Here is a 17787-nt window from a genome sequence, read left to right on the forward strand (position 1 = left end):
GAAGGGCGGTCAAGCGAATCGAAAACGCGACGAGGCGAATCGGCTATCGCATCGCGCCTGAACGCCCGGCGAACCGCGCGCGCCGATTTCCCGACGCTGCGCCGCGCGTCTGCTGCGCTCCCGCCCTCCTGCGACAGCGAACCGAGCGAAGCGCAGATGCGACCTTGAAGCGGAACGCCAGCCCGACTATAGCGCGCGGCTCGCAGCCGAGATTGCGTCGCGGAGACGTGGGTGAGTGGCTGAAACCAGTCCCCTGCTAAGGGACCATACCGTTTATAGCGGTATCGAGGGTTCGAATCCCTCCGTCTCCGCCAACGCATCCTGTCGTGTGATACCGGCATTTCTTCTGGTTCATCGCCTTCAGCCGTCGGGGCGCCTCGATGCTCGTCACGAGAGGCATCCTTCCGGGCTGCCCTATCGTTCAATCAGGGACGACAACGAACCGAAAGGAAGCGTGGCAGGTATTGCAGGTTCCCAAGGCTTTCAGCCGTTCCGCCCTGTACTGGTCGAGATCGCCTTCGGACAGGTGCTCCTCCATCGCCGCGAAAGATGTTCGTGTCGTCCGGCTCATCGCGCGAAAAGTTCCGGGCAATCGGTCCCGAAACCCTTCCGGAGGTTGGCTTTTACCCGGCCCATGCGCCCCTGCCGCGCGGGCCATCGCACCGATATCTCCTCGCAACTCGGCCTCATCGAGAGTTTCGATCGTTTCCAGAAAACCGCGCATCTGTCCAAGGGCGAATTGCATCTGTTCGGCATTCAAGGGCACGGCCTCGCGCGGATCGTTCGAGACGTGCTGCGCGTCGCCTTCGGACAAGCCACGTTCCGGAGGCTCGCCGCCGGGCTCCCAGGCGATGAATGCAAGAATGGCGGTCGCGATTGCCAGCAGCAGGACGATGGCATTGGAATGCGTTTTCGACATCTCTTCGCTCTGGCCTTGCCTTGCGGAGGTCCAACCGGAAGCCATCTGGCCCTTGCCGGACAGCCTAATGCGAAGCCCTGCCGGTGCGCAACACACGCTCGCCCCATAGCGCGCGGATTGCCCTGGCGAATTGACCGCACCTGCGCGGCGGGTCCGATGCTGCGGCTCGCAATGGCGCTGCCATGATCGGAACCTTCGGCCAAGCCGCAATCAGGAGAGGGCAGCCCGCCAGCGCTGCGACGAGCGAGCCTCTTCGACCCATTGCGAGCAGGGGGCCTTGGCCAGGGTCTTCTCCACGGCCTCGCCCATTGCGGTCGCGCCGCAGGTCACAACGGCGCCTTCCGGCCCGAGGAAAGCGGTAATCTCCTCTCTCGCGAGGGCGACGGCGTCCTGCATTTCGGCAATTGGGGCGGCCTTCCGTTGAAATTCGCCTATCTGGTCTTCAGGCTTTCCCTGTGCCTCGTCGTGGCCTCGGGGCTGAGCATCTATTTCGCAAGGCGCAAAGCGAACGGGAAGCCGGCACCGCGCATGGCCGATGCCTGGCAGGGCGCCGTTTGGGGAACGCCCGCAATGCTCGCGCTCGCGCTCGCCGCATCCTTGCTCGGCCTTTCGGGTTCGGGCCTCGTGGCGCTGTTCTGGGCAGGTGTTGCGACCATGAGCGGCCTTGCTTCGGCTATTCGGTCCGGATCATCGAGACCTTGGGTTTGCCCGCGTCAGTCGATCAGCACGAAGGGGCCCCACGCCTCGGGACGGTCGGCGCCGGGAAGGCCGCTTTCGCCGCGCAGGCTGGCGATCGCTTCGGCAAGGGCTCGCGGCTTGTCGCCGTGTTCGCGGTAGCGCCGCAGGGTGTGGACCGCGACATAAGCGGCGACATCGTCGCGCACCTTCCAGTGGGTCGCAAGCAGGCTTCCCCCGCCGGCGAAGCGGAACGCGGCGACGAGGCCGGAGAAGGCCGTCGCCCCGCCCTCGAACCCGGCCGCACTGTCGCAGGCGGTCAGCAGAACCCAGTCTGCGGCAAGATCGAGCCGGGCGATCTCGCTCGCAGTCAGCAGGCCGTCGCGCGCCGCGCCGCTCTCGCCGCCGCCGCCGCCGCCACGCGCGAGGACCAGGGCCGGCTCGGCGATACCTTCGAGCTCGCCGCCGACGAGCCCGTGGGTCGCGAATAGCAGGATCCGCGCCTGCGACACCGCCGGATCGGCGAGGCGTGCCTCGCTCGCTTCATTGCCCAGGAACAGGCGCGTTTCCCCGCCCTCGTATTCGCGCGCGATCATGCGCGCCTCGCGTTCCGAGCCGGGCAGCGGCGGGAGCGCGGCGAGCCGCGCGAAATCCGCGCCCGAGCGGGCGAAATAGGCGGCCGGGGCAAGCACCGCGTCCTGCCTGCCCTGTCCATCCTCCAAGCGTCCGAACGGAGTCGGCGCGGCGAAGGCGACGAAGCCGCTCGCGCGGCGCTCGGGAACCGCCGCTGGCCGGTCGAACGAAGCCACGTTCGCAAGCGCGAAGCGGTCGGCGAGGAAGGCGGGCGCGGGCCCGTTGTCCAGCACCAGCACACCGAAAGGCAACGATGCGAGCGGACCTCCGGCAAGGATGCGCAGCGTATCGGCCTCGGCCAGAGCCGCGCGCTCGCCGGCAGGCAGAAGCGCCTCGGCCAGACGCGCGGACACGGCCGCGTCGAATTGCCCTGCGGCTGCCCCGTCGCGCACCGCCGCCGCGACCGCGACCAGCTCGGCGCGCGGCAGGGCGATGCGGTTCATCAGCACCTCGCCGGGCGTCACCAGCAGCGAATAGGCCCCGTCATAGGCCGGCGCGATCGCGAGCAGCGCTTCGCCCTCGCCCAGCCGCGCCCGGATCGCAGGGATAGTCACGCGATCCGCTTCGAGCAGTCGGCCGAGCGCCGCGTCCCGCCCCTTGAGCGCCGCGAAAGCCTCGTCCCGCACCCGCACCGCCTCGCCCAGCCGCGCGCGCGCCGCCGCGATCCCGCTCCCCGCCGCCAATGCCCGCAGCAGGGCACGGTCGGCCGCTTCGAGCGCGGCCTCGGCCTCCTGCAGCGCCTTGAGCGCGGCTGCGATGTCGCCGTCGCGCGCCGCCAGCCGCTCGGCCCGCAGGGCGCTCGCCTGCGCGATGCCCGAGCCGGTCGCGAGCGCGATTGCCTGCGCCAAGATGTCGGGCTCGTTCGCGGCGAGCGCGATCTCCATGATGAGATCGAGCGCCGCGCGCTCTTCGGCCTGCCACGCGCCCGAAGCGCGCACCCGTCCGGCTTCGAGGAAATAGAGCATGGCGCGCGCATCCGCCGCCGCGCCGCCCGGATCACCCGCCAGCGCGGCCTTCGCATAGGCATCGACCAGCACGGCGTGGCGCAGTGCGAAGGCGCCTGTGTCCTCGGTCTCGATCAGCCGCGCCCGGTCGCGCGCCGCGATCCGCGCGGCCTCCTCCACCTCACCCGCCCGCACCAGCGCGCGCACGAGGTCGGGGCCGATGCGCTTGGCGATCTCGGTGTCGACATCGCTCGCCGCCATTCGCGCATCGAGAGCGCGCAGCCGTTCGAGCGCCTCCGCCCCCCGCCCGAGCGCGAAGGCCCCTTGCGCGGCATAGCCCTGCGAACCGAGGCCGAAGGGGCTGCCCTCACCCTGGTATTTCGCAAAGATCGGCGCGGCCTCGTCGAACAGCGGGACCGCCTCGGCATAGCGTTCGCGCTGGTGCAGGATCGTGGCGAGCAGGTGGATGCCGTAGCCGAAGAAGAGGCTGTCCGCGCCCTCGTGCTCGCGCTTCAGCTCGAGCGATCGGACAAGGTAATCGGTCGCCTCGATCGGGCGCCCGCTGCGCGACAGGATGATCGCGAGCATTTCCAGCGCGCGGGCATAGCTCGGATGCGAAGGATCGACATGGGCCACCGCGCGCTCGACCGCGACGCGGGCCTCGGCCTCGGCCTCCTCCATCCTGCCAGCGCGGCGCAAGGTGCCTGCTAGCCCATAGACCGAAGCGATCGTGTCCGGATCGTTCGGCCCGAGGTATTGCTCGCGCGTGGCGAGGCTCGCGCGCTGGTAGTCGAGCGCTTCCTCGATCCGGCTCAATTGCAGCATGACCTGCGAGAGCGAGAATTCGAGATTGCTCTTGGAGACCGCCTCGCTGCGCCCGATTTCCTCCGGGCCGAGCGCATTGAAACTCGCCGTGTAGTCGCGATAGCCCTCCTCCAGCGCCGCGACCGCCGCATCCGCCTCGCCCGCCTGCGCGAGCAGCGTGCCGAGCAGCGCCACGCCCTCGGCGCGCACCGCGAGCGTATCGGGATCGTCCGCCGCGAGCCCGGCAAGCCCGGCTTCGACCGCCTCGCGCGCCGCATCGTTGCGGCCGAGATTGTAGAGCTGGGATGCGATGGGAATCGCGGCGCGCGCGATCGCGGGATGGTCGGGGTCGATCCGCCGCGCGGCCCGTTGCACGTCCTCCCACGCGGCGATGATCGCGGCCGCGCCTTCGGCATCGGGGGTGGTGGCGTTGAAGACCTGCGTCGCCCGGTCGATCAGGCGAGCGACCTCTGCTTCGGGATCGGGCACCTCGGAGGCTGCTCGCCCATTCTCCTGCGCCGCGAGCGCAGCGAGCGGCGCAGCCCCCGCCAGCGGCCCCGCCAACGCTAACGCCAGCGCGAGCGCCAACGCCGGCCCCATGCCGCGCCGCCCTGCGCGCTTCGCTCCATCCCCGTCCATCCTCGCAAACTCCCGCGGGTTTTCCGCGATGATAGGATCCCGTCAGTCGAACACGATGTAAAATTTCGACACTCGGGGGCCATCATTGGCGATCTCGATCCGGTGGCGCTGGGTGTAGAGCGGGGTCCAGCGGCATTCGACCGGATCCGCGCGCCCGTCGCACACTTGTCGGTCGGCCTGGTCGCGCACGGTGAGGCGCAGGTCCGGCCCCTTTGCGACCCTTAGGACGATCTGCGCCGCGCGCCCGCCGAGGAAGGTCTGTTCGAGCGTCGCACTTGCCCCCGGGTCCAGCGTGCCCGAGCGGTAGGCGGGACCGAGCGCGCGCCCGCGCATCGGCGGGGCGTCTTCGGGAAGCGCTTCGAGCCAGCGGGCGAGCCGTGCCTCGTCGGCCTCGCTCGCGGCTTCGGGAGCGATCCGCGCGAGCCGCTCGGCCGCCTCGGCCAGCGCGGGCCCGTCGTCCGCCGCCTCGGCGCGCTCGGCCGCCAGCAGCGTGCGGGCGAGGCGCGCGGCGCGGCTCTCGCTCGCGGCGGTGGGCGAACCGGGCGGAGGCGCGACGTCTGCCGGCGCGGTTGCGCAGGACGCCAGCGCCAGCCCGGCCAGCCCCGCCGCGATGAGGCGCGCCCCGATCATGCCCGCTCCGCCACGCGGAAAACCGCACCCGTCGGCCCGCCCTCGCGCGGCGGATCCAGCGTCAGGTCGAGTTCGTGCCGTTCCGCGATCGCGCGGGCGAGCGCAAGGCCGAGCCCGCTGCCCGGCGCCTCGCCCACGCGCCGCTTGCCGCGATAGAAGCGTTCGAAGATGCGCTCCGCTTCCGCAGGGTCGATGCCCGGGCCGTCATCGGCCACCACTAGCACCGGCCCGGGATCGAGCGTCACTTCGATCCGTCCCCCCTCGGGCACGTATTTGAGCGCGTTGTCGAGCATATTCGTCACCAGCCTGCTCAATTGCCGTTCGTCCCCCTCGATCACGACGCCCGGTTCCAGCCGCCATTCGAGTGCGATGCCCGCCTCCTCGGCGCTGCCGGCATAGAGCTCGCAGATCGCGCCGACCATATCGCCGAGATCGACCGGGCCAAGCCCGGTGCGATCGCCCCGCCGGGCCTTGCTCGCGGCGATGTCGAGCAGGGATTCGAGCGTCTGCACCAGCCTCCTGATCTCGCCCCGAGCCTCGACCAGCCGTTCGGCGACGATCGGTTCGGGCTGTGCCTCGAGCGCTTTCACCAGCCGGTTGTCGAGGTGCGAGAGCGGCGTGCGGATTTCGTGCGCGAGCTGTTCGGAAGTGTCGCGATAGGCTTCCATCAGGTCCCCCACCCGCGCCAGCGCGGCGGCGCTGTGGGCGGCGAGTTCGTCGATCTCGTCGCCCCCGCCGGGCCGCGCGGCGAGCAGGTCCCGGTCACCATGCGGCTCGCGGAAGGCGCGGTTGATCCGCCCGATCCGGCGTTGCAGCCCGGCAGCGGCGAAGCGGCCGACGAGCGCCACCAGCAGCACGAAAACCGCGCCCCCGGCGGCAAAGGAAAAGGCGATGCCCGAAAGCACCGGCGCGTCGATGTCGGCCGTGCGCGCGACGACGAGGCGAAGGTCGGGGCCAAGCTGAACCGCGCGCGCATAGCCCTTCGAGCCGGCTCCGATCGCGATCACCCCGCTTTCCGAAACGCGAGCGTCGAGGTCGGGCCAGGCGGCAAGATCGCCCGCTATCCGGCGCCCGCTGTCATCGGCGAGCAGGTAATGCGGCGCGCTGCCTTCGGCCGGGGTGAGCGCGATGCGATCGGCGATGCGCGCGGCCAGTTCCTCGCGCCCGCCGCTCGCGTAGATGTCGACGAGGCCGGCGAGATCGACATCGACTTCGGCCTCGGCGGCGGCTTCGAGCGTTGCCGCGACGGTCTGGTGGGTAAACCACCATAGGGCAGCGAGCAGCGCCAGAGACAGCGCCATCGCCGCGACCACCAGCCGGGTGAAGATCGACCGGCGCGCTTCGCTCATGGGCGGCGTTCGCCGCTCTGCGGCTTCGCGCGCCCGTCGAGCAGGCGGTAGCCCGAACCCCAGATCGTCTCGAGCGCGGGGCGGTCGAAACCGTCCTCGAGCTTGCGCCGCAGCCGGCCGATATTGACGTCGACGACATTGGTCTGCGGGTCGAAATCCATGTTCCAGACATCGCGCAGCAGCATTTCGCGAGTCACGATCTCGCCCGCGTTCTCCATGAAATAGCGGAACAATTCGAATTCCTTGGGGCTCAAGGCGATGTGGCGGTTGTCGCGGAACGCGGTGCGCGCCTTCACATGGCATTCGAACGCGCCATAGAGGATCACCGCCGAATGCTCGCGCCCGGTCGAGCGGCGATGCAGCGCGCGCAGGCGGGCGACCAGTTCCTCCGGCTCGAAGGGCTTGGCGAGGTAATCGTCCGCGCCGGTGTCGAGCCCGTCGGCGCGGTCGCTGGTGCGGCCGAGAGCGGAGAGGATCAGGATCGGCGTGCCGATGCCGCTTTCGCGCAGGCGCTTCGTGATGGTGAGCCCGTCGATGTCGCCCAGCATCCGGTCGAGAATGATGACGTCGAAGGCTTCCATCCCGGCGCGCAACAGGGCCGCGCTGCCATTGTCCTCCCACACCAGCACGTCGCCCGACGCGGCGAGGATTTCCGCCACCGCCGCGGCGCTCTTGGGGTCGTCCTCGACGTGGAGGATCCTAAGAGCCTGTCGTTCCATCCCGCCTCCCCGCTTTGCGAAAGCGTCCCGCCCCCGGCGTGCTGCCACCACTCGCGCGGGGGCGCAAGCGGCGGCGGGGCGCGCCGGGCGGCAGCGCGCGCGTCAGTCGAGGCTCTCGATCGAGACCCAGCCCTTGGTGCCGAAATTGTCCTCGGCCTCGATGAACAGGCCCTCGCGCCGCCCGGTCGGGGTCAGCGTCGTGCCCACGCCGAGGCTGCGCAGCGCCTTCGCTTCGGCGGAGGGCATTTCGAACAGGCTGGTGGCGACGCGGACGGTGGCGTATTCGGGCTCGGCGCTCGCAGCGGCCATGCGCGGGACCGAAGCGATCGTATCGCGCTGGGCGACGACATTGTTGAAAGCGATGACGAAGGCTTCGACCAGCATCCGCCCCTTCTTGTCGCGGGCATATCCGGCAGCGTCCGCGCCCGCATCCCACGCCGCCCCGCCGCCGAAGTCGATGGTCGATTTCCTGACCTCGCCCGAACCGGTGACGATGGTGAGCCCGTTGGCCGGGCTGAGCAGCTTGATGCCCGCGGCATAGCGCTTCTTCTTGCCGCCGAAGCCGCCGAACATCCCCAGCACGGCACCCGCGCCGGGCACGCTGGAGAGCACCGAACTCGCCGCGCCCGAGCGCACGAGCCCTTCCATCGCCGCGCTTTTGGCGAGCTCGATCGACTGGTCGACCTCCTCACTGGTCCCGGCGACGATGTTCATCAGGAAGTCCGCCGGCTCGCCGCCCGCTGCGCTGTGCGGCGTGAAGCAGCCGCTTTCGCTGGCGAGCGCATTGACGAGCGCGCGCGGGGAGCCGAGGCCGAATTCCGACCAGCCCTGGGTGTCGCCGTCGACCACAGCGATCGTGCCGAGGCTTTCGCTGCAGGTGACGAGTTCGACATCGTCGTCCTTGGCCTGGGCGGGCGGCGCGACAAGCGCTGCGGAAGCGGCGAGCGCGGCGATGAAGGTGCGGGGGAAAGTGCGGGTGAAGGTGTGCGTCATGGAATGTCCCTCCCTTGTGCTTGGGTGGGCCAAGGATGAAGCGGGCCCGCGCGCGCCCCCACACACATGGCCAGCCATCTTCATGACAAGACCTGTCATCCCATCGTTTCGGCGCGGCTCGGCTGTGGCGGCGCCGGGGAAGGTGACGAACCCGCCCATCACCCGCTCCACCTCGCGAATCGCATCGCGCCGTCCGGCAGGATTGCGCCGGGCCCCTGCGCCGCGCGCCGCGCGCCGCTGCGTGCCGGCCCGATCGTCTTGTTCGTCACGCTGTGCCGGCCCCAGGGGTCTTGCAGGAACCTCGGGCAGGCATGGCTCGGGCATTTTCATCTGTCCGTGACAAGCCGCGTCACGGGGATGACCAATCCGGTTAGGCAGGAGCCTCGCGAGGGGTGGGGCGCGGATCGTCGGCACGGCGGCCGCTGCAAGCGATGCGATAGCGGCCCAGCAGGGGCTCGCCCTTGTCGGCGGCGAGCATGGCGCATTCGGCGCGCGGTGCGACCAGCTCGCGGAACAGGCGGGTGAAGACCGCGCCATACCATGTGAAGAGGCTGGCGGGGGGCGCGGGGTCGTCGCCCGCATCCTTGCGGTCGATGGTGAAGCGCCAGCCGCCTTCCGGCGTGAACCGCCCCGCCCCGACGAAGGTCCACGCGTGCTTGCGGATCGCCGCCATGAGGAGCGGCGCGGCGAGCGCGGCGGGGAGCAGGCGCAGCAGCGCCTTCGCCGGGGCCGGGATGCGGTTGGCGATGATGTAGTCGGCTGTCGCCTCGCCCGAGGCTCGCGCAATTGCGTCGGCATCGCCGGGCCGGCAGCGCGCGATCGCCCGGTGCAGCGCGATCGCTTCGGCCTCGCGGATCATCCTTTCGCCGCTCGGCAGGCGCGCAATCCCCGCCTCGGCGAGGATCGCCGCGCCTACCTTCGCGCCCAATCGCTCCTCGATCACCCGCACCGTCTGGAGCACGGCGTTGGGACCGATCTCCGCCTCGCCGGGGGAAGGAGCGCGCGCCTCAGGCGTCATTTCCCGCCCCGACATCGAGCCGGTCGCGTTTGCGCTCTTCGGCGCGTTCTTTCATCTGCTTGCGCACCGCCTCTCGCCGGGCGGCGGCCTGCGCGGCCTTGTCGGCATTGGTCTGCCAGTCGGTCGCCGCATCCTCGGCCGCCGCGCGGCTTTTGTCGAACTGGAAATCGACCTTCTTCTGCGTCTGCGGCCCCCAGTAGCCCGCCTTGCCGAGGTCGTAGAAGGTCCGTTTGAAGCCGGCGCGCAGGAAGGCGTAGAGGCAGCCGAGCAGGTAACGCCGGCGGAAGCCCGTCCCGCGCCAGGGATAGTGGAACAGCGCCTTCTGCATATAAAAGCGGCGGTAGTTCTTCATCACGCCGTTGAGCAGCTCGCCGCGTTCCATCGCTGCGGGTTTCATGATCGGCGTGACGAAATTGTACTTGCTGAAATCGTGAATCTCGACCTGGTCCTTGATCTCCTCGAACAGCGGGGTGAAGGGCCAGGGCGTGTACATCGCCCAGTTCGCGAGGTCCGGCTGCCAGTCCCACGCCATGCGATACGTCTCTTCCAGCGTCTCGGGCGTTTCGTTGTCCAGCCCGACGATGAACTGGGCTTCCACGAAGATGTCGGCATCGCGCAGCAGCTTGATCGCCTGCTTGTTCTCCTCGACCTTGGTTTCCTTGTTGAAACGGTCGAGCTTCATCTGCGCGGCAGCTTCGGTGCCGAGGCTGACATGGACGAGGCCGGCCTTGCGGTAGAAGGGCAGGAGTTCCTTGTCGCGGTAGATGTCGGTGACGCGGGTGTTGATCCCCCACTTCACCTTGTCGGGCAGGCCGCGGTCGATCAGTTCCTGGCAGAACTCGATGAATTTCTTGCGGTTGATGGTCGGCTCCTCGTCCGCGAGGATGAAGAAGCCGACGCCGTGGTTCTCGTGCAGGTCCTCGATCTCGTCGACCACGTCCTTGGGACCGCGGATGCGGTAGTCGCGCCAGAACTTCCATTGCGAGCAGAACGAACAGGTGAAGGGGCAGCCGCGCGCAAGGTTGGGGATCGCGACCTTGGTGCCCAGCGGCAGGTAGATGTACTGGTCCCAGTCGAGGATGGTCCAGTCGGGCTTCAGGGTGCTCATGTCCTTGACCGTGTCGGCGGCGGGCGTGGCGACGATCTTGTCGCCGTCGCGGTAGGCGAGGCCCTTGATACCGCTGCGCTCGTCCTTCCAGTTGCCCCGCTCGATCGCGGAGAACAGCTCGACCGCAATCTCCTCGCCCTCGCCGCGCACGATGACATCGATATGCGGCGCTTCGGAAAGCACCTGCTTGTACATGAAGGTCGCGTGGACCCCGCCCAGCACCCGCACGGCTTTGGGCACGTTCAATGCCGCGATTTCGAGAACGCGTTCGGCGGCGTAGATCGAGGGGGTGATCGCGGTCGTGCCGACGACGTCGGGCTGGAGCGCGAGCATCCTCTCGCGCAATTCCTCGTCGCTGACCCCTTCGGTCATCGCGTCGATGAAGTGAATGTCGGTGAAGCCCGCGCGCTTGAGCGGACCCGTCAGGTAGGCGACCCATGCGGGCGGCCATGTCCCGGCGATCTCGGCCCCGCCCGAGCGGTAGTTTGGATGGACGAACAGAATACGCATGAGCCGACTCCCCCTTCTTGGATGTCGCCAAGGTGGGGGAGTCGCCGCGCGCGCGCTTTGTTCGAGATCAAAAAGGGCCGATCAGCCCTTCGCCGCGTGCTCGGCCCGCGCGATTTCGTGCAGCCAGTCGGCGTGGCGGGGGGCCTTCTTGGTCTGCGACCACTCTTCCAGCATCAGCGGCGCGACGCGGGCGAGTTCGGCGTATTGTTCGTCCGTCCCGATGTCGGCGGCGAGTTCGACGCGGTGGCCGTTGGGGTCGAAGAAGTAGATCGACTTGAAGATGCCGTGATGCGTGGGGCCGAGCACCTCGATGCCCTCGGCCTCGACATGGGCCTTGGCCGCGAGCAGCGCGTCCTCGTCCGGCACCTTGAAGGCGAGGTGCTGCACCCAGGCGGGCGTATTCTCGTCGCGGCCCATGTCCTTCTGGTTGGGCAGTTCGAAGAAGGCCAGCACGTTGCCGCCGCCTGCATCGAGGAAGACGTGCATATAGGGATCATATTCGCCGGTCGAAGGCACGTGATCCTCGGCGAAGGCGGTGGTGTAGCCCATGCCGAGCACGCGACCGTACCATTCGACCGTTTCCTTGGCGTCCCTGCAGCGATAGGCCGCGTGGTGGATGCCGCCCAATTTCACGGGATGCTCGCTCATTCGGCGGGCTCCTTCGCCCCCACGTCGAGCGCGCCGCGGCGGATCTGGTCGCGTTCCATGCTTTCGAACAGGGCCTTGAAATTGCCCTCGCCGAAGCCTTCGTCGCCCTTGCGCTGGATGAATTCGAAGAACACCGGCCCGACCTGCGCCTCGGCGAAGATCTGGAGCAGGAGGCGGGGCGAGCCGCCCTCGGTGGTGCCGTCGAGCAGGATGCCGCGCGCCTTCAGCGCCTCGACATCCTCGCCGTGCCCCGGCAGGCGTTCGTCGAGCATCTCGTAATAGGTTTCGGGCGGCGCCGTCATGAAGGGCACGCCGTATTCTTTCAGCCGGTCCCAGCAGGCCACGAGATCGTCGCAGATCAGCGCGATGTGCTGGATGCCCTCGCCGTTGAATTCGCGCAGGAATTCCTCGATCTGGCCCTTGCCGCCCTCGCCCTCTTCGTTGAGCGGGATGCGGATCTTGCCGTCGGGCGCGGTCAGCGCCTTCGACGTGAGGCCGGTATATTCGCCCTTGATGTCGAAGAAGCGGATCTCGCGGAAGTTGAACAGGCTTTCGTAATAATCGGCCCAGTACTTCATGCGGCCGGTGTAGACGTTGTGCGTGAGGTGATCGATCGTGTGGAAGCCCGCGCCTTCGGGATAGGGATCGACACCGGGCAGGTAATCGAAATCGATGTCGTAGATCGTCAGGCTCTTGCCCTCGGCCCCGGCATAGCGATCGACGAGGTAGAGGATCGCGCCGCCGATCCCGCGGATTGCGGGGATGCGCAGCTCCATCACGCCGGTTTCGACATGGACGGGTTCGGCGCCCTTTTCGATCAGGTGGTCATAGGCCGCCGCCGCATCGCGCACGCGGAAAGCCATGCCGCAGGCCGACGGGCCGTGCTCGCGCGCGAAATACCACGCCGCGCTGCGCGGCTCGTAATTGGCGATGAGGTTGATGCCGCCCTGCCGCCACAGGTGCACGTCCTTCGAACGGTGCTTGGCGACGCGCGTGAAGCCCATCGCCTCGAACACGGGTTCGAGCACGCCTTTCTCGGGCGCGCAGAACTCGACGAATTCGAAGCCGTCGAGACCGGCGGGGTTTTCGAACAGGTCGCCTTCGTGGACGGGGGCGTGCTTGGTCATGGGCGGGGCCTTCTTGCGGGGTGTGACAATATGGTTACAGTTGTAACTATCTACGCGATCGCCGCGGCATTGTCAAAGCCATCGAACCTCCGGCGATTGAAAGCGGCGCGTTCCCGGTGCAGTCTGGCGCGCAAAGGAGGAGCCCCATGATCCGCACGAAAGGCATCAACCACGTCGCGCTCGTCTGCCGCGACATGAAGGAGACGGTCCGCTTCTACACCGAGGTGCTGAAGATGCCGCTGTTCAAGACCGTGCAATTGCCCGACGGCGGCCAGCATTTCTTTTTCGATTGCGGCGGCGGGGCATCGGTCGCCTTCTTCTGGTGGAAGGACGCGCCGCCAGCCGCGCCCGGCATCGCGTCGGTCAGGAAGTTTCCTTTCGACGCGAAAACCGCGCACGGCTCGATGAACCACCTCGCTTTTCACATGGAAGAGGACGAACTCGAAGCCGCGCTCGAAAGGCTCGAAGAGGCGGGGGTCGAACACACCCACATGGTCTTCAACCACGACGACAGCCCGTCGGGCTATGCCAGGGAAATGCACGAGGGCGTCTTCGTGCGCTCGGTCTATTTCACCGATCCGGACGGCATATTGCTCGAATTCGCGGCGACGACGAAAAAGTTCGGGCCCGAGGACGTGGCCCATGAACCGGCGGGCGCAGCCGACGCGCGGGAGGACGCCTGATGCCCCGGCTGCGCGAGGTTCCCAAGGCCGAGGCCGAGGAAAAGACCGTCCTGCCGCTTTACGCCATGCTGTTCGGGGAGCGGGATCCGGTGGCCGAACCGGGCACGGCGACCGGCACGCCGGGCGACTGGTGGACCGTGTTCGCCAATTCGCCAGCAACGCTGAAACACGCGGCACAGGGCTTCGCCTATTACCGCTCGCCCGAGCGCAAACTCGACCCCGTGTTGCGTGAACTCGGCCAGACCTGGGCGGGCTGGGCGACGGGTTCGCAATTCGTCTTCTCGCAGCATTGCAAGTCCCTGCGCGGCCTCGCCGTGCCGGAGGAGAAGATCGAGGCGATCCCGACATGGCAGACATCGGACGTGTTCTCGGCGAAGGAGCGGCTGGTGCTCGCCTATGCCGACCGGCTGGTGTGCCATGCGGGGCGCGTGCCCGACGACTTGTTCGCGCAGGTGAAAGCCGAGTTCAGCGACGAGGAAATCCTCGAGCTGACCTACATCACCTGCCTCTACCAGATGCACGCGGTGATGAGCCGCGCGCTGCGGACCGAATTCGACGACCGCGACGATCCGATCACCGAAGTTCCCGCGCCCGAAGGCTTCGACGCGCTGGATTTCCTCGGCGGCGAACGGCGCTAGAAGCCCCCCGCTACAGGCCGGGCATCGGCGCGAGGCGGCCGATGGTGCGCCCGCGCTCGTCGGTTTCGAGCGCGAGCGTGTCGCCGAAAGGCTCGCCGCTTTCGAACAGCTCGCGGGTGGCCTCGTCCGTCATGTCGGCATTGCCGACGACCCGCTCACCCGCCGCGTTGCGCCCGATGAAGATCGCGTCGCTGCCCGACTTCCCATGGTTGATCGTGTAGGTCTCGACCGTCGCCCGCTCGCCCGGCTCCTTCGCCAGCGGGACGGCGTCCTGCGCCAGCGGCAATTTCTCGAAGCGGTCGCCCGCCGACCAGTCGGCCGGAGCGGTCGAATAGATGCCCGTCGCATACTTGCTCATCCAGCCGCCGTTCGCGCCGACCAGCGCGAAGGCGCCCGGATCGCGCCGCGCGCGCTCCACGGCTTCCGCGATGGCATGGGCGGAATAATTGTTCCCCGCCCCGCCGAAGAAGGGCAGGCCGCCCGTCAGCGTCAGACCGCGCGGATCGTCGATGCCGAGGCCGAAATGGTCGACCTGGTTGAACACGGGGATGGCGAAGCACGAATAGAAATCGATGTAGCCCATGTCCTCGATCCCCTTCCCCGCACGCGCGAGCGCCGCTTCGACGCTGGCGATGGAGGCGGGGGCGGCGGACAGGTCGGGGCGCTGCGAGAGCTTGAGTTCGGTCGATGCGGAAACGGCGTGGATATGGACCCACTTGTCCTCAGGCACGCCGAGTTCGCGCGCCAGCCCGGCGCTCGCGACGATGATCGCGGCGGCCTGGTTCACCTGGTCGCGCGCCACGGTCATGCGCGGATAGGGCTCGGCGACGATGCGGTTGCGCTCCGTCACGGTCGCCAGTTCCTCGGCGCTGCGGTGGACGGGCGCGGCGGCGTGAGGATTGGCGGCGGCGATGCGGGTGAAGGGCTCGAACAGCTTGCCGATGTCGAGCCGGTATTCCTCGAGGCTCTTGCCGAGCTTCGCCCGCCGTGCGTTTTCGGCCAGCGCATAGAGCGGGATCGCCCCGCTCGCGCCGTGGGCGAAGAGCGCGGGCTCCATCAGTTCCTCGATGCCGAAGCCCTGGTCCTCGTAGTCGCCGCCGATGTCCTCGGACCAGTCGGGCTTTTCGCCCTTGGCCGCGAGCGCAAGCACGGTCGAGATCGCTTCCGAGCCCACCACCACGGCGCAGCGCGAATCGCCCGCCGCGATGGCGCTGGCGAATTCGCCGACGAGCTGCTGGTTGGTCTGCCCGCCCGTCGTTGTGAGGATCTTGCGCGCCGGGTCCGCGCCGACGCGCTTGGCTATCGCGCCCGGAATGTTGTCGGGCGCGCCGAAAGGCGGCTCCTTGCCCGGGCGCGACATTTCGAAGGCGCGGATCGCGGCGAGCGTGTCGATGGCGTCTGCCACCTTGCCGCTCGCCCCGCTGTCCGCAATCGCCGCCGACAGCGCCCGTCCGGCGAGGTCCATGTAGTTGAGACCCTCGTAGCCGGGCTCTCCGACACGTTCGGAGAATTGCCCGACCCCGATGACGACGGGCGTGCTGTCGGCGATCATGCGGCTGTCCTCAGTTCATGAAGTCGTCGACGCGCTCGACGATGATGGCCGGAGCCATGCCGCCCGCCGCGCACATGGTGACGAGGCCGGTCTTGAGATCGCGGCGTTCGAGCTCGTCGATGATCGTGCCGATCAGGATCGAGCCCGTCGCCCCGATCGGGTGGCCCAATGCGATCGAGCCGCCGTTGACGTTGACCTTGTCCCAGTCGAGCCCGAGGTCGCGCACGAACTTGGCGGCGACGACCGCGAAAGCCTCGTTGATCTCGAACAGGTCGATGTCCTCGAGGGTCATGCCCGCCTTCTTGAGCACCTTCTTCGCCGCCGGGACCGGCGCGTTGAGCATCAGCGTCGGGTCATCGCCCATGTTCGCCGTGGCGACGATCCGGGCGCGCGGCTTCAGGCCATGCTTCTGGGCGTATTCCTTGGAGCAGACCAGCACGGCGGCCGCGCCGTCGACCACGCCCGAAGAATTGCCGGCATGGTGGAAATGCTCGATCTTGAGGTCCGGATATTTCTGGTTGATGAGGCTGCGGAAGGTCGTGCCGTTCTTGTCGAGCGGCACGTCGGCGATCTTGGTGAAGGCGGGCTCGAGCTTGGCGAGATCCTCCATCGTCGTCTGCGGGCGCGGATATTCCTCCTTGTCGAGGACCACGTTGCCGTCATCGTCCACCACCGGCACGACGGACTTGGCAAAGCGGCCTTCCGAAATCGCCTCGGCGGCGCGCTGCTGCGAGCGGTAGCCGACCTCGTCCAGCTCCTCGCGGGTGAAGCCCTCCATCGAGGCGATCGCGTCGCCGCAGATGCCCTGGTGCGACTGCGGGTGCACCTTCTGCAGCCGCTCGTTGTAGCTGCCCATCATCGGCGGCTTGAGCCCCGCCTGCATCTTCTCCTTCGACATGGCAGCGGTGAGGCTCATCATCTCGGTTCCGCCCGCGACGATGCAGTCCTCCATCCCGCTCATCACCTGCGCCGCGGCGAGGTTCACGGATGTGATCCCGCCCCCGCAGAACCGGTCGAGCGTCGTGCCGGACGAGGTGATGTCATAGCCCGCATCGAGCGCCGCCATGCGCCCGAGGTCGCCCGCCTGCATCCCGTCCTGCGTCGAGACCGACCAGATCACGTCGTCGACCGTGCTCGTGTCGAGCTTGTTGCGCTCGGCAATCGCCTTGAGCACGGTCGCGGCGAGGTGCTGCGGGTGCTGCTCGGCGAGCGCGCCCTTGCCCTGCTTGCCGATCCCGCGCGGGGTGCGCACTGCGTCGATGATGTAGGCTTCGCCCATGTCTCTGGTATCCTCTGCTTTTGCGGATTGCGGTTTATCGAAATCGCGGTTGACGTTTCCGTAAGGCCCCTGCACCACTCGCACAAGAATTCAGTTGCAATTCGAAACGCCGAAATTTGATAGGAGAGCAAATTGAGCGATACCGAAACCCCCGAAGTCCTCACGCAAGTCGACGACGGAGTCCTGATCGTCACGATCAACCGACCCGAGGCGAAAAACGCCATGTCCAAGGCCGCGGCCGAAGGCATCGCGGCCGCGATGGACCGGCTCGACAACGAGGACGACCTGCGCGTCGGCATCCTGACGGGCGCGGGCGGGACCTTCTGTTCGGGGATGGACCTGAAAGGCTTCCTGCGCGGCGAATCCCCCACGGTCGAAGGCCGCGGTTTCGGCGGCGTGGTGCAGGCCCCGCCGGCCAAGCCGCTGATCGCGGCGGTCGAGGGCTATGCGCTCGCAGGCGGGCTCGAACTGATGATCGCCTGCGACCTCGTCGTCGCCAATTCTGGCGCGAAATTCGGCATTCCCGAAGTCAAGCGCGGCCTCGTCGCGGCGGCGGGCGGCGTGATGATGCTGCCCGACCAGATCCCCGAACGGATCGCGATGGAACTCGCGCTGACGGGCGATTTCATCGATGCTAGCCGAGCCTACGAGCTCGGCCTCATCAACGAGGTGACCGACGGCTCCGCGCTCAACGCGGCCAAGGCGCTCGCCGCGCGGATCGCCGCCAACGGGCCGCTTGCCGTCAAGGTGTCGAAGCAGGTGATGAAGGAATCGCGCGGCTGGGCGATGGACGAACGCTACAAGAAGCAGGGCGAGCTGATCGCGCCGGTCTTCGTCTCCGAAGACGCGCGCGAAGGCGCCGCCGCCTTCGCCGAGAAGCGCAAGCCCAACTGGAAGGGTAAGTAAGAAAGTTTTGTAT

16 protein-coding genes and 1 tRNA gene are annotated in these 17787 nt (G+C 68.1%); 4 read left to right on the forward strand and 13 right to left on the reverse strand.

From position 1 onward, the window contains the following. The first annotated feature begins 221 nt into the window (after window positions 1–221). Window positions 222–314 (forward strand) — tRNA-Ser (locus G9473_RS10335). Between the two features lie 107 nt (window positions 315–421). Here the strand turns inward: G9473_RS10335 and G9473_RS10340 are convergent. The 11 genes from G9473_RS10340 to hppD form a co-directional block, all read right to left on the reverse strand. Then, window positions 422–919, reverse strand: coding sequence for a hypothetical protein (locus G9473_RS10340; protein ID WP_291133081.1), 498 nt, complete (start codon window positions 917–919; stop codon window positions 422–424). A gap of 210 nt (window positions 920–1129) precedes the next feature. Further along, on the reverse strand, window positions 1130–1315 hold the full coding sequence (locus tag G9473_RS10345) for a hypothetical protein (protein ID WP_291133083.1): 186 nt from the start codon (window positions 1313–1315) through the stop codon (window positions 1130–1132). 317 nt (window positions 1316–1632) lie between these two features. Then, complete coding sequence (locus tag G9473_RS10350) at window positions 1633–4575, reverse strand: CHAT domain-containing tetratricopeptide repeat protein (RefSeq protein WP_291133085.1); 2943 nt, start codon at window positions 4573–4575, stop codon at window positions 1633–1635. 81 nt (window positions 4576–4656) lie between these two features. Further along, on the reverse strand, window positions 4657–5244 hold the full coding sequence (locus G9473_RS10355) for a hypothetical protein (RefSeq protein ID WP_291133088.1): 588 nt from the start codon (window positions 5242–5244) through the stop codon (window positions 4657–4659). Continuing rightward, window positions 5241–6593, reverse strand: a complete 1353-nt coding sequence (locus G9473_RS10360) for a HAMP domain-containing sensor histidine kinase (protein ID WP_291133090.1) — start codon at window positions 6591–6593, stop codon at window positions 5241–5243. The genes G9473_RS10355 and G9473_RS10360 overlap by 4 nt, the downstream gene beginning before the upstream one ends. Then, the gene (locus tag G9473_RS10365) at window positions 6590–7312 is read right to left on the reverse strand and encodes a response regulator transcription factor (RefSeq protein ID WP_291133091.1); all 723 of its coding nucleotides are present in this window, start codon (window positions 7310–7312) and stop codon (window positions 6590–6592) included. Before G9473_RS10365 ends, G9473_RS10360 begins: the two co-directional genes overlap by 4 nt. Window positions 7313–7414: 102 nt before the next feature. Beyond that, a complete protein-coding gene (locus tag G9473_RS10370) occupies window positions 7415–8305 on the reverse strand; it encodes an SH3 domain-containing protein (RefSeq protein WP_291133093.1) in 891 nt (296 codons plus the stop codon). 370 nt (window positions 8306–8675) lie between these two features. Next, the gene (gene bchJ, locus G9473_RS10375; RefSeq protein ID WP_291133095.1) at window positions 8676–9323 is read right to left on the reverse strand and encodes a bacteriochlorophyll 4-vinyl reductase; all 648 of its coding nucleotides are present in this window, start codon (window positions 9321–9323) and stop codon (window positions 8676–8678) included. Next, window positions 9313–10941 (reverse strand): magnesium-protoporphyrin IX monomethyl ester anaerobic oxidative cyclase, encoded by a 1629-nt coding sequence (bchE, locus tag G9473_RS10380; RefSeq protein ID WP_291133097.1) that lies wholly within the window; start codon window positions 10939–10941, stop codon window positions 9313–9315. Before bchE ends, bchJ begins: the two co-directional genes overlap by 11 nt. 81 nt (window positions 10942–11022) lie before the next feature. Then, window positions 11023–11589, reverse strand: a complete 567-nt coding sequence (locus G9473_RS10385) for a VOC family protein (protein ID WP_291133099.1) — start codon at window positions 11587–11589, stop codon at window positions 11023–11025. Then, on the reverse strand, window positions 11586–12716 hold the full coding sequence (gene hppD / locus G9473_RS10390) for a 4-hydroxyphenylpyruvate dioxygenase (protein WP_291133100.1): 1131 nt from the start codon (window positions 12714–12716) through the stop codon (window positions 11586–11588). The genes G9473_RS10385 and hppD overlap by 4 nt, the downstream gene beginning before the upstream one ends. Window positions 12717–12862: 146 nt before the next feature. Between hppD and G9473_RS10395 the strand changes: the two genes are divergently transcribed. Both G9473_RS10395 and G9473_RS10400 read left to right on the forward strand, forming a co-directional pair. Beyond that, window positions 12863–13399 carry a VOC family protein gene (locus tag G9473_RS10395; protein WP_291133101.1) on the forward strand — a complete coding sequence of 179 codons (537 nt, stop codon included), beginning with the start codon at window positions 12863–12865 and terminating at the stop codon, window positions 13397–13399. Next, window positions 13399–14037 (forward strand): carboxymuconolactone decarboxylase family protein, encoded by a 639-nt coding sequence (locus tag G9473_RS10400; protein WP_291133103.1) that lies wholly within the window; start codon window positions 13399–13401, stop codon window positions 14035–14037. The genes G9473_RS10395 and G9473_RS10400 overlap by 1 nt, the downstream gene beginning before the upstream one ends. 10 nt (window positions 14038–14047) lie before the next feature. On the opposite strand, the gene G9473_RS10405 is transcribed toward G9473_RS10400, so the two are convergent. Further along, window positions 14048–15589: an acetyl-CoA acetyltransferase gene (locus G9473_RS10405; RefSeq protein ID WP_291133105.1), complete on the reverse strand. Its 1542-nt coding sequence runs from the start codon at window positions 15587–15589 to the stop codon at window positions 14048–14050. A gap of 10 nt (window positions 15590–15599) precedes the next feature. Continuing rightward, window positions 15600–16868: an acetyl-CoA C-acetyltransferase gene (locus tag G9473_RS10410; RefSeq protein ID WP_291133106.1), complete on the reverse strand. Its 1269-nt coding sequence runs from the start codon at window positions 16866–16868 to the stop codon at window positions 15600–15602. Window positions 16869–17000: 132 nt separating this feature from the next. Between G9473_RS10410 and G9473_RS10415 the strand changes: the two genes are divergently transcribed. Beyond that, complete coding sequence (locus G9473_RS10415; RefSeq protein WP_291133108.1) at window positions 17001–17774, forward strand: crotonase/enoyl-CoA hydratase family protein; 774 nt, start codon at window positions 17001–17003, stop codon at window positions 17772–17774. Window positions 17775–17787: the final 13 nt, after the last annotated feature.

The sequence above is a fragment of the Erythrobacter sp. genome (assembly GCF_011765465.1).
Lineage (GTDB): Bacteria > Pseudomonadota > Alphaproteobacteria > Sphingomonadales > Sphingomonadaceae > Erythrobacter.